Origin of the sequence: Pseudomonas sp. xss_4, assembly GCF_043104125.1 — a bacterium.
GTDB lineage: Bacteria > Pseudomonadota > Gammaproteobacteria > Pseudomonadales > Pseudomonadaceae > Aquipseudomonas > Aquipseudomonas parafulva_B.
The window spans coordinates 1-12329 of the sequence record NZ_JBICKJ010000021.1; the positions used below are offsets into that span (position 1 = coordinate 1).

The following is a 12329-nucleotide window of genomic DNA, read 5'->3' on the forward strand; positions in this document are numbered from 1 at the left end:
AGGCGCTCGTCCTGGAGGTTGAGCAGTTCGCCCACGTCGTACTGGATCAGGTGGCGCGACGGGTCGGGCAGCGCATGTTGCTGGTCGTGCAGGTGGACGGATACCCGGTAGGGGCCGATGTGCAGGATGTCGCCTTCGGCCAGGCGGGCGCTGACGTGCAGGCCCAGGGCGGCATCGCTGCCGTTCAGGCGCGTGTGGCCCGAGCGGTCGACGACGCAGAACAGGCCTTCGTCGAGCACGATTTCGCAGTGCACGGGGAGAATGCGCTCGCGGTTGTCGCTGAGCAGCCAGTCGGTGCCGTGGCTGCCGATAGTGCCGCCCGCCGCCTCGAAACTGTAGCTGGGCGCGCAGCCCTGACGCAGTATCTGCGGGTTGACGACCACCAGGGCAATGCGCGGTGTGTTGGCGGGCCGGTTCATGAGCGCACCCTGATGCGGACGGTGGATTGGCTGCGCAGGCTCTGGCGATCCATGAAGCTCGTCCAGCCCAGATGGGTGCCGTTGCTGCGCTTGAGGTTGAACGGCGGTACTTCTTCCTGACGCAGCCCCAGCTCCAGGTCGTAGGCGGTCGGGTCGGGCAGCAGGAAGTCGATCAGTTTGCGCAGCCGGGCGAAGTTCTCGCCGCTGGGCAGGAACTGGCGGAAGCGTTCTTGATTCAGATCGCGGATGACCAGGGTGAACTTACTGGCGCGCGTGCGCACGCGACCGCCGAGGACGAAATTGTCGCCCAGGGTGCCGTTGCGTTTGCCCAGCGCCAGGCGCTGGGGCTGCGGGATGTCCATGTAGCGTTGCTCGAATTCGCGGATGCTGACGTCGGTGAGGTCGAAGCAGTGGGCGATGATGCCCGAGACGACGGTGGGCGAGCGGCTGCGGCTGGCGATCAGGCCGGCATAGCTGAGCAGGCGGCTCCAGGCGATGGGCGTAGTGCCGCGCAGTTCTTCGTCGTTAAGTCCCATGAGGGAGAAGACGTAGCGCGAGAAGCGATCCTTGGCTTCGCGCCGGAAGCGCACGTAGTAGCGGTACTTGCGCCAGGTCTGGTGCAGCAGGGTGAGCAGGCGGTGGTTGAAGAAGTCGAGGAAGGCCGGGCGGATGCCGATGCCCTGCGCGTGTTCGTAGGCGAGCCTGTCCAGGTAGTAGCCGGGCAGCGGGGAGTCCGGCCCGTGCATGCCGAGGAAGGTGGCCTGGACGCGGTAATCGCCCTGGACATGGGGCGGCATGCGCTCGGCCAGGGCGACGTCGGAGGCAGGAAAACCCAGGCCCGGATAGCTGGCCAGACGCACGCGCAGGTTGTCCGGGTCGAAGGTGTCCGCTGCTTCGAGGTCGTCCTCGTGCAGGTGGTGCAGATGCTCCAATAGCCGGAAGAAATCGTAGTTCCTTGCCTCGGCCAGCAGGGTATCGGCTAGATCAGCGGTTGCTTGCCGGTCTGCAATGGCCATTCGTAGCGCTCGTTGTTGGTGGTGTTGAGGACTTCCAGTTGATGGAATGAGTTGATGCTGGCGTACAGGCCGAAGAAGTGGCTGAGTACGGTGCCGAACAGGTAGAGGTCGCCTTCACACAGGAAGGCGCTCTGGTCGAGCTTGAGCAGGGTCTGCAGGCCGCGGATGGGCAGGCCTTTCATCAGTACGTCGGCCGGGGTGGTGATCGCTTCGCCGATGCCGTCGAGGCGCTTGCGGGTGCTACGGGCTTGCTGGATGTCATGCAGTGCGGCGAAGTCGTAGGCGCGAATGACGGCCTTCAGCGGCTCGGCCGAGAGCAGCGACAGGTAGTTCAGCGACAGGTTGGAGATCAGTGTCCATTGCAGTGCGCCGTCCACTACCGGGCGGTACGAGGGGGTGGGGCGCGTGATGTTGGCGTAGGTGGCGAACCTCGGCGTGCTCTGGGTGGGCAGGCAGATATCGCCAGCGCCGAGGGCCAGCGGCAGGTTGCGGTTGGTGCAGGTGAGTGAGATCGAGACGGTTTCGCTATGGCCGATGTAGTCGGTTTCGTCGCCGCGCACGAAGGCGATCCGATGGACGACGCCATCCTGGATTAGCGCGGGCTCGATGCGGCTGCGGTAGTAGAGCGCGGTGCGCCCGTGGGCATGTTCGATTTCGTGCTGGAACGACTCGAACGGATGAAAGGTACGCAAGCGTTCGCCGCGCTGGCCGTCGGACTTGACCCGCCAGCCGCTGACGTTGTCGATGCTGAAAATCTCAAAGTATTCGGGGCGCTGGCCGGTGGGCATCAGCCGTTGATCGACCCTGCGCCCGTCGAGGCGAACCGGTTCGGCATCGTGGGGGAAGAGGTTGACTGACGGGGTGCAATACAGCGCGATGTCAGCGGTGCGCAGGCGAATGTCGGCGGGCATTGGCCGCGAGAAATGCAACTCGAAGCGGATGTGTTCGGTAGCCTGGGCGGGCCAGAGCGCGCGCAGACCGGTCAGGCTGAAGAAGTGGAAGCGCTGCGGGAAGACGAAGTATTCCTGCAGGATACGGTAGCCATCGAAGGCGTTCTTCGAGTAGGGCAGCAGCGCTTCGTCCGGATCGAAACCGGGAAACGCCACCTGCCTGGGGGACAGATGGCGTACCTGGCCGTCGCATTCCACGGTGATGCCGCTGAGGTATCTGGACAGCCACAGGTAGAGCGTCTGCGCGGTGGTGCCGTCGCCGCTGAGGTGGAAGTCCAGCCGGTCGCAATCGATGGCATCGAGCGGGTTGTCAGTGATGGACTGCAGGTCGATGCGGACGATGGACTTTTCCCGGGTGTGTGCGTCGCTGACCTCGCGCAGGCGCAGTGGATAGAGCACGACGTCGGTGCAGGTGCGGAACTCGCAGGATACGCCGGAGACGGGCCGGGACAGCATGCGGGTGCCCTTGGGGATCACCTGGCGTTCGCTGACGGCCCGCTCGATCGGATCGAAGCGCATGATGGTGGCGCTGGGCAGCGGGCGCAGGTAGTTCGGCCACAACAATTGCAGCAGCGAGTGGGTGAGCTCGGGAAGGTCGTCCTCGATCTTCAGCCGCAGCTTGGCGGTGAGGAAGGCGAAGCCTTCGATCAGGCGTTCTACGTCCGGATCGGCCGTCTGGTCGCCCAGAAAGCGTGCAAGCTGAGGGTTTTCGAGAGCGAACTGGCTGCCGAGCCGGCGCAGCAGGTTCAGTTCGTCGCGGAATTTGGTGCGTAACGGCATACCTGCCTCATCCCGATATCCTTATGAGCCGATCCAGTCCGTTGACGACCAGGTCGATCTCCATCTGTTCTTCCATCCCCTGCAGGGGCACCAGGCAATCGAGCCTGATATGCAGGTTCAGGGGCTGGGTGGCGTCAGGCTGCACGCGCACGCTGACAACCTTGATGCGCGGCTCATGGGCCGCGATCGAGCGGCGTATGTCTGCGCCGACCCGCTGTTGCAGGTCAGTGCTGCCTAGTGAGGCGTTGTTGAAGTCCCGCAGGCCCAGCTCAGGGCTGCTCGCGGAGCAGCCCTGGCGGGTGTTGAGAATGCGTTCAAGGTTCTGCTTGATCCCCCGGATGCGCTCCTGTACCTGTTCCTGCCGAGACAGGATGCGCAGGAGAGGAACGTCGGGGTCAAGCCGCTCGAACAGACTCCCTAGACCCGCCGATCTTGGCATGGGTACTCCTCCTTACTTCACTGATCCTTGTCGAGACGGCCCACGAGGGACAGTTCGAAGTTGGCGCCCATGTACTTGAAGTGCGGCCGCACGGCCATCGAGACCTGGTACCAGCCCGGATTGCCGGCGACGTCCTGCACCTCGATGTGGGCTGCACGCAGCGGACGGCGGCTGCGCACGTCGGCGGACGGGCTTTCCTGGTCGGCGATGTACTGCTTGAGCCACATGTTGAGCTCACGCTCCAGATCCTGGCGTTCTTTCCAACTGCCGATCTGTTCTCGCTGCAGCACTTTGATGTAGTGGGCCAGGCGGTTGATGATGAACATGTAGGGCAGTTGCGTGCCGAGTTTGTAGTTGGTCTGCGCTTGCAGGCCTTCCGGTGTCTTGGGGAAGATCTTCGGTTTCTGCACGGAGTTGGCCGAGAAGAAGGAGGCGTTATCGCTGTCCTTGCGCATGGTCAACGGGATGAAGCCTTCTTCCGACAGTTCGAATTCCTTGCGGTCGGAGACCAGCACTTCGGTCGGGATCTTGGCCTGCAGTTGCCCCAGGGACTCGTACAGGTGCACGGGCAGGTCGTCGACCGCGCCGCCGGACTGCGGGCCGATGATGTTCGGGCACCAGCGGTAGCGGGCGAAGCTCTCGGTGATGCGGCTGGCCAGCAGGTAGGCGGTGTTGCCCCACAGGTAGTTGGCGTGATCGCCGTCTATGCCTTCCCGGTAGGTGAAGCTGCGCACCGGGTTCTCCAGCGGGTCATAGGGCTGACGCAGCAGGAAGCGCGGCAAGGTCAGGCCGAGGTAGCGCGCATCTTCGGTTTCGCGCAGGCCACGCCACTTGGCGAAGCGCGGGCCTTCGAAAATGTCTTTGACTTCCTTGAGGTCGGGCAGGCCCTGGAAGTCGTCGAGGTTGAAGAACTCCGGGCCGGCCGCTGCGAGGAAGGGCGAGTGGGCCATGGCACCGACTGAGGCGACGTAGCGCAGCAGCTTGATGTCCGGCGCGGCGGGGCCGAAGGTGTAGTTGCCGACGATGGTCGCGGTCGGTTCGCCGCCGAACTGGCCGTAGCCTGCGGTGTAGACGTGCTTGTACAGGCCGCTGCGGGTGATGTCGCCGGCGCTCTCGAAGTCTTCCAGCAACTCGTCCTTGGTGACGTGGAGCACTTCGATCTTGATGTTCTCGCGGAAGTCGGTGCGATCCACCAGCAGCTTCAGGCCGCGCCAGGCGGATTCAAGCTCCTGCAACGGCGGCTGGTGCAGGATGATGTCCATCTGCTGGCTGAGCTGGTGGTCGAGCTCGGCGATCATCTGGTCGACCAGCACTTTGTTGACCGGTTGCTCGCGGTCGTCGGACTTGAGCATTTCGGTGATGAAAGCGGCCACGCCGCGTTCGGCGATGGCATAGCCTTCCTGGTCGGGCGCGATACGCGTCTGGGCCATGATCTGGTCGAGAAGGCTGGAAGAATCGGTGGCGCGCTCAGCGTCGACGAGCGCTGCGTTTTCTTGGGTCATGATGTGACTCCTTGTCAGTACGCGAAGGAAGACCCGGGACGGCTGTCCCGAGCGGCAGTGCCAGGACTGCCGATCAAGAGTTCAGGGGTTGATCCGGCTGCAGGCCGAGTTCCTGGGTCAGTTTGTTGCGGGCCTCTTCATTGGCTAGCAGTGTTTGCAACTGCTTGCGGAAGGCCGGCGCATTGCCCAGCGGCCCTTTGAGGGCAACCAGTGCTTCGCGCAGTTCCAGAAGATTGTTGAGGGCGGGAACCTGCTTGGCGATGGCGTCGGGCGAGAAGTCGCTCATCGATTTGAATTGCAGGTTGAAGGCCAGGGTGTCGCCTTTGTCGCCATCACCGAGGATGGACGGCACTTCCAGGTCGAGCTTCAGTTCGGCCTTGGACAACACGGCATCGAAGGTGTCCTTGTCGATCCTGACGGCCTGGCGCTCTTCCAGCGCCTGTTCTTCCCCGTGTCCCTTGAAGTCGCCGGTTACCAGCAGTTTCAGGGGCAGTTCTATTTCCGCTTGCTGGTCGCCGGTGGCGGGAACGTATTTGATATTGATGCGTTCCTGCGGGGCGACAGATCCTGGTTTGCTCGACATGCTAAAACTCCTTTTTCAAAAACCACTCAAACCGCGGCGAGGATGACGAGTGCTTTTCTATTGTGTCAATCAAAAAACCAGCTCAGCCTAAAAAGCTGAAGTATGTCCCTAAAATCAGAAAAGTCTGATTGTTAGGCATGTGATTATCTGGTCAGACTCTTGGGTGTTTTTATTTGCAAGCGCAGGATGTGTCGTCAGGAAACTGCACGGTGCGCATCAGGCGCAGGGATCAGGTGGCGGCCCCGGTTGGATGGCCGCAAGTATCTAAGGAGTAGTTCCCTGAGATGATCAGGATTGATCTGCCGGCGCTTTTCGAACGCCTGAATCCGGCTTGCCGGCATGGCCTGGAAGAAGCTTCCAGCCTGTGCATCACACATCGCGGCGCAGAAGTGACGGTGCCGCATCTGTTATTCAAGCTCCTGGATAACCCCTTGGGTGACGTGCGGATACTGCTCAAGCACGGCGGTATCGATGTGGATGCCGCAAGGCAGGCGCTCTCGTCTGCGTTCGCCGGGCGGGACGACGGTAATGACCAGTACCCGTCGTTCTCTCCGCTGCTGATCGAGTTGTTGCAGGAGGCTTGGCTGCTCGGCTCGCTGGAAGCGAAGCAGGACGTCATCCGTGGTGGCAGCCTGCTGCTGGCCGTGCTGATGAATCCCGGCCGCTATCTGCCCCTGCAGGCCATTCGGCTGCTTGAAGACATCAACCGCGAGACGCTGCGCAAGCAGTTCAACGCTTTGCTGGCCAACTCCTCCGAGACCCCGCAGGACTCGGAGGCGGGCGCTGCGGTATCCCCAACTGCGGCAGCCGAATCTGGCCTGGCCAAGTACGGTCAGGACATCACCGCCCAGGCCCGCGAGGGGCGCATCGATCCGGTGCTGTGCCGTGATGCGGAGATCGATCTGGCCACCGACATCCTGTCTCGGCGGCGCAAGAACAATCCCATTGTGGTCGGCGATGCCGGTGTCGGTAAGAGCGCCGTAGTGGAAGGGTTGGCGCTGCGCATCGTGCAGGGACGCGTGCCTGAGCCGCTGCGCCAGGTGGCCTTATGGAGCCTCGATCTGGGGGCATTGCAGGCCGGAGCCTCGGTGAAAGGCGAGTTCGAGAAGCGGCTGAAGATGGTGATCGAGGAGGTCAAGGCCTCCGCGAAACCGATCATCCTGTTCATCGACGAGGCACATACCCTGATCGGCGCAGGCAATGCTGCCGGTGGCAGCGACGCGGCGAACTTGCTCAAGCCGGCGCTGGCGCGCGGTGAGCTGCGTACCATCGCGGCTACGACCTGGAGCGAGTACAAGAAGTATTTCGAGAAAGACCCCGCGTTGTCGCGGCGCTTCCAGTTGGTGAAGCTGGACGAGCCGAGCCCGGAGCAGGCGGTGCATATCCTGCGGGGGTTGCGTCCGGTCTACGAGCAGGCCCACCGTGTCTATATCAGCGATGACGCACTTCAGGCTGCGGCGGCGCTATCCGCGCGCTATCTGTCCGGCCGGCAGTTGCCGGACAAGGCCATCGATGTGCTCGATACCGCCTGCGCGCGGGTGGCGACAGCACTGGCCGAATCGCCCCGGCCGCTGTCTGCGCTGAACAGTGAGCTGGTACAGATCGATGCTGAACTTGAGCATCTGTGGCAGGATCGCCAGGCTGGCCGGAACGTCGATGCGTCGCGTCTGGATGGATTGGATACGACGCGTCAGGACGTGCAAACGCGGATGGCCCAGCTGCAAGTGGCCTGGGAACAGCAGCGTGCGTTGGTGGATGAGATCCTGGCGTTACGGGCCGAGGCGAAGGACGACGTTCTGGTACGTGAACAGCTTGTCGCCAAGGTGGAAGAACTGACTGTGTTACAGCGCGAGGGCGCGCTGCTGCATGCGGACGTGGGCCGGGAGCAGGTGGCGCAGGTGATTGCGGATTGGACGGGGATTCCGGCCAACACCATCACCAGCGATCGGGTGGAGCGCCTGGGCAGCCTGCCGTCGGTGCTGCGCGAGCGGGTGCGAGGTCAGGATGCGGCTATTGAGCGGGTACACCGTTACCTGTTGACTGCGCTGGCCGATTTGCGCCGGCCCGGTACGCCGCTAGGTGCCTTCCTTCTGGTGGGGCCGAGTGGTGTCGGCAAGACCGAGACCGCGCTGGCGGTCGCCGACAACTTGTTCGGCGGCAAGCAGTTCCTGACCAGCATCAACATGTCCGAGTACCAGGAGAAGCACACTGTTGCGCGCCTGCTCGGGGCGCCACCGGGTTATGTTGGCTACGGCGAAGGTGGGGTACTGACCCAGGCGATCCGCCAGCGGCCGTATTCGGTGGTGTTGCTGGATGAGGTCGAGAAAGCCCACCCGGAAGTGCTCAACATCTTCTATCAGGCGTTCGACAAGGGCGAGCTGGCCGATGGTGAGGGGCGCCTGATCGACTGCAAGAACATTCTGTTCTTCCTGACTTCGAACCTTGGGTTCGACCAGCAGGACGACAGCCTGGGAGATCTCGACGACGAGGCGCTGCGCGGACGGTTGATGCGCTTCTTCAAGCCCGCCCTGCTTGCGCGCATGCAGGTGGTGCCGTACCGCTACCTCGATGAGGCGGTGCTGGGCGAGATCGTCGATGCGCGTCTGCAGCGCATCCGGCGGCAGTACGAAGAGCGCTACGGCGCGCAGTTGGAGGTGGATGAGAGCGCCCGCGCGGAACTGCGTCGTCGCTGCATCCGCCACGAAAACGGCGCGCGCATGCTTGATGCCAGCCTCGATGGTGAGCTGCTGCCGCCACTGGCACTGGCAACCTTGCAGCGCCAGGCCTCCGGCGAGCCTTTCTCCACTGTCCGTCTGGATTGGGATGAGCACGAGTTCCGGGCGATTCTGGATTGAGGGAGGACGCATGGAAGCGTTGCAGATAGCAAGGCTGGCGGGCGAGATGGCCGCAACGACGCAGTTGGAGCGTTTGGCGCAGATTTTTCTGACGGCTGCCGTGCAGGCGCATGGCCTGGAACAGGGTCTGTGCTTCCAGCGCGATGCCGAGGGTGGCTGGTTGCAACCGCTTGCCAGCACGTCAACATCTCTACCGGTCGATGGGTTACCGGCGATTGATCTGGGAGAGCAGGACAACCCGCTGGTTTATAACCTGCTGGCGGGCCAGCCCTGCCAGATCGACGATGTGCTGCAACTGGTCGCGGTCGGAGAGAGTTTCGATGCACTGCGCGCACGCCTGCCGAGCCGTGCGGGCCTGTTGGCAATGCCCCTGCTGGATGCCTGCCAGCAGGCTCATGGGGTATTGGTCTGGGTCGGTGGCCCGGATGGTTTGCATGCCTGGCGTGCCGATCCCGTGTGGCAGGCGCTGACAGGCATGTACGCCGGGTTGTTTGCTCGGCTGCGCGATCGAATGGCGGCGGACAGGAACGCCCGCTACGAGCATTCGGTGCGCAAGGCACGCGAAGCCGAGCAGGGGCGTACGCGAGCGGTGCGCCTGCTGGCCGCCGAGTTCGTCGGAGGCAGTGCAGCGGCCCGGCGGGTGCGCGAGGAGATGGTCAATCTTGCCGATTCGCACCTGTCGGCCCTGATCACCGGGGAAACCGGGGCGGGTAAGGATCATGCCGCCTGGCTGATCCACCAGGCGTCGTCGCGCGCCGGAAAATTCGTGCCGGTCAATTGCGCGGCGATCCCGAAAGACCTGATCGAGGCTGAATTGTTCGGCAGCACCCGGGGGGCCTTTACCGGGGCGACCCAGGCGCGCATCGGGCTGGTGGCCGAGGCCGATGGCGGCACTCTGTTCCTGGACGAGATCGGCGATATGCCGTTGGAACTGCAGAGCAGGCTGCTGCGCGTCCTCAACGAGAAGAAGTACCGGCCAGTGGGCGCGACGGACGAGCGTGCGTCGAACTTCCGCCTGATCTGCGCGACGCATCAGCCGCTGCCGCAGATGATCCGCGATGGCCGTTTTCGCGAGGATCTGTATTTCCGTATCCGCCAGTTGAACCTGCACCTGCCGGCACTGCGCGAGCGGATCGAGGACGTGGCACCGCTTGTGGCCCATGCGCTGCTCCAGCATAACCGGGAGCGGCAGGTGCATGTAGCTGGCATTGCGCCTGATGCTTTGCGTCTGCTGGAAGCCCATATCTTCCCCGGCAACGTACGCGAGCTGCGCAGCCTGGTGCTGGCTGCCGCCGAACGTACTGGGAACGGAGAAGCTATCTGTGCAGAGAGTGTGAGCGCGCTGATGATGTACTTCGAGCCGCCCCTGGCAGTACCAACAGACAACGAAGACGACGCGGATGCGTTGGTTCAGCAACTGCTGGCAACCGACAACCTGCCGGAGGCCGTCGATGCTTTCGAGCGAATGATGATCGACATCCGTCTGCGTCAGCTCGACGGTTCGCGTAGTCGCGCAGCACTGAGCCTGGGTATTCCCAAGCGGACCCTGGCACGAAAATGCCAGCAATGGAATCTGGATGAAAGGGAGGTCCGTTCCTCATGAAAGTGTTTTTCCCACTGCTGCCCGTGTGGTTGCTGCTGGGGGGCGGGTGCGATGCTTGGGATAAAGGCCAGGTGGAGCAACGCGGGGAGGTTGCAACGCTGGCCGAACCAGGTACTCAGACTGCACGTGACTGTGTTGCGATTGTCTCGGCGGTAGAGCGGCTGGCCTGCTTCGATGAACGGGACGGCACGCCACCGCTTCCCGTTGTACCGCGTGGGCAGTCTGATGACCACGACGCGGCACCGCGTATTGTGGTGCCGTCGATTGCCGACTTGGTGCGCGACAACGAAACGGCCAGATCTGCCCAGGACGAGGCGCGTTTCCTGATCATGGAAAGCAGCGATCTGGCTCTGGATCAGCCGCAGGTGGTGATCTCCGCGCCGGCGCTGGGCGTGGCCGAGCAGCGGCCCTACCTAGCGGTCAGTTGCCTCTCCAATATTACTCGCCTGCAACTGCTGGTGGAGCAGCCGATCGAGCGTAACCAGGTACTGATGCGCCTGGTTCTGGACGAGCGCCCGATCACCGCATCGAAGGTGCCCTGGCAGGTACTGGAGGTGGGCAACGTTGTGGATGCCGGGCGTGGTCTGGTTGCCATCGATCAGTTGAGACGGGTGAGCGAGGGTGCCCGTTTGCGTCTGGAGAGCGACTACATCCCGTTCGATGGGCTGGTATTCGATGCCTCCGGGCTGAAGGGCCTGGTGGATCGTCAGCGGGAGGCCTGTCACTGGTGAGCGATGACATAGCGTTGGACATGGAAGCTCTGTTGGCACCGCTGGATGAGAAACAGCCGGCGGGCTACTTCGATGAAGAGGACGAAACCTTCCAGGGCCTTGAGGAGGAGATGGCGAAGCTGGGAAGTTTGCACGAGCCCGGCATGGACTGGTCCTATATCGACGAGGCGGCGCGTGAATACCTAGCGCGGCAGTGCAAGCATTTGCGGGTGGCCGGGTATCTCATCACCGCGCGGTTGCGCACGGGGGAATGGCAGGACTGGGCCGAGTCGCTGGTGCTGCTGGCCGGGATGGTCGAGCGCTACTGGGAGTCGGCCTATCCCAAGCCGGGTGCCACCGGCTACCTGGCCAAGCGACGCACGCTGGCCTTGCTGTTCGAGCGCCTGAGCGAGGCACTGCCGCAACTCGACCCGACGAGCTTTTCCGCCAAGTACACCGAGATGGCGCGCAAGGCGCTGGGAAGCCTGCGCAGCGGTGCCGCTGCGACGCAACTCGATGACGACTTGCTCACCAGGCTGACGGCTCAACTCATCCGCCGGGTGGAAGAGGATACGTCACCACTCCCGCCACTTGCGCAGAGTTCACCGGCACCCGGGCAAAAAGGCGGCAAGGCGATAACCGAACAGTTCTTTTCCTCTGCGGGCGGCCTGCAGTTGGGTAACGAGCGCGAGAGCAGGAAAACGCTGCTGACGGTCGCCGAGTTCGTCAACCAGCAGGATGCCTACGATCCGGCTGGCTACCAGTTGCGCCGTTTCGCCCTGTGGGCACACCTGCATGCGGCGCCTTCGGCCCGGCACGAGAATAGGACGGAACTGCATGGCGTCCCTGCCGATACCGTCGCGCTCTATGAGGATGCGTTTGGTGCCAATGTCGTCGATCCCATGCTGTTGCATCGGATCGAAAAGAGTGTGGTGTCGTCGCCCTACTGGGTACGCGGCAGCTTCCTGGCTGCGAGCGTGGCTGACCGGTTGGAGATGAAAGAGGTGGCGGAGGCTATCCGCCATGCCGTGGTGCGTTTCGTACGCCGCCTGCCCACGCTGCTGGAACTGAAATTCCATGACGGCCGGCCATTCGTCGACGACGAGACCGCCCGTTGGATCAGTACGAGCGCGGAGGACGACACCCAGGGTGGTGCCTGGCAGGAGTACGGTGCTTTGCGCGAAGAGCTGATCGAGCAACTCGACAGCGCCGGCGTGGAAGTACTGCTGCACCGGCTGCAGGATCTGCAGAAGGCGGACAGTTCTCCCCGCCAGCGCTGCCACGTCACGGTGATCGCCGCCGATCTGCTTGCGGCGCGCGGCCTGTCCTGGCTGGCCGAGGATCTCTATACGCACGCCATCGGTTTGATGGAAACGACCAGCGCACAGCGATGGGAACCGGAGCTGCATGCGCAACTGGCGCAGCGGGTTTCTCCGCAGTCCGTCACTGAGTCTGGGTTGAAAGGTTAAGGA

Annotated in this window: 10 protein-coding genes; 4 read left to right on the forward strand and 6 right to left on the reverse strand. The window is 63.2% G+C overall.

Features of this window, described 5'->3' with window-relative positions; genetic code table 11:
* The 6 genes from ACF8GB_RS04225 to tssB all read right to left on the reverse strand — a co-directional run.
* Positions 1-419, reverse strand: a 419-nt coding sequence (locus ACF8GB_RS04225) for an FHA domain-containing protein (RefSeq protein ID WP_392526605.1), incomplete at its 3' end; no start/stop codon positions are given.
* On the reverse strand, positions 416-1435 hold the full coding sequence (gene tssG / locus ACF8GB_RS04230) for a type VI secretion system baseplate subunit TssG (RefSeq protein WP_196186658.1): 1020 nt from the start codon (positions 1433-1435) through the stop codon (positions 416-418). The genes ACF8GB_RS04225 and tssG, both read right to left, overlap by 4 nt.
* Complete coding sequence (gene tssF, locus ACF8GB_RS04235) at positions 1399-3165, reverse strand: type VI secretion system baseplate subunit TssF (RefSeq protein ID WP_196186659.1); 1767 nt, start codon at positions 3163-3165, stop codon at positions 1399-1401. The genes tssG and tssF overlap by 37 nt, the downstream gene beginning before the upstream one ends.
* A 7-nt stretch (positions 3166-3172) precedes the next feature.
* A complete protein-coding gene (gene tssE / locus ACF8GB_RS04240) occupies positions 3173-3604 on the reverse strand; it encodes a type VI secretion system baseplate subunit TssE (RefSeq protein WP_144965157.1) in 432 nt (143 codons plus the stop codon).
* Positions 3605-3621: 17 nt separating this feature from the next.
* The gene (gene tssC / locus ACF8GB_RS04245; RefSeq protein ID WP_196127945.1) at positions 3622-5106 is read right to left on the reverse strand and encodes a type VI secretion system contractile sheath large subunit; all 1485 of its coding nucleotides are present in this window, start codon (positions 5104-5106) and stop codon (positions 3622-3624) included.
* A gap of 73 nt (positions 5107-5179) precedes the next feature.
* A complete protein-coding gene (tssB, locus tag ACF8GB_RS04250) occupies positions 5180-5689 on the reverse strand; it encodes a type VI secretion system contractile sheath small subunit (RefSeq protein WP_144965159.1) in 510 nt (169 codons plus the stop codon).
* Positions 5690-5973: 284 nt separating this feature from the next.
* On the opposite strand from tssB, the gene tssH reads away from it, so the two are divergent.
* Genes tssH through tssA form a run of 4 tightly spaced genes read left to right on the forward strand, consistent with a single transcriptional unit; the run spans position 5974 to position 12326 of the window.
* On the forward strand, positions 5974-8544 hold the full coding sequence (gene tssH / locus ACF8GB_RS04255; RefSeq protein ID WP_196186660.1) for a type VI secretion system ATPase TssH: 2571 nt from the start codon (positions 5974-5976) through the stop codon (positions 8542-8544).
* 10 nt (positions 8545-8554) lie between these two features.
* A complete protein-coding gene (locus ACF8GB_RS04260; protein WP_196186661.1) occupies positions 8555-10147 on the forward strand; it encodes a sigma 54-interacting transcriptional regulator in 1593 nt (530 codons plus the stop codon).
* The gene (vasI, locus tag ACF8GB_RS04265; protein WP_144965165.1) at positions 10144-10878 is read left to right on the forward strand and encodes a type VI secretion system-associated protein VasI; all 735 of its coding nucleotides are present in this window, start codon (positions 10144-10146) and stop codon (positions 10876-10878) included. Before ACF8GB_RS04260 ends, vasI begins: the two co-directional genes overlap by 4 nt.
* On the forward strand, positions 10866-12326 hold the full coding sequence (gene tssA, locus ACF8GB_RS04270) for a type VI secretion system protein TssA (RefSeq protein ID WP_196186663.1): 1461 nt from the start codon (positions 10866-10868) through the stop codon (positions 12324-12326). The genes vasI and tssA overlap by 13 nt, the downstream gene beginning before the upstream one ends.
* The last annotated feature ends 3 nt before the right edge of the window (positions 12327-12329 follow it).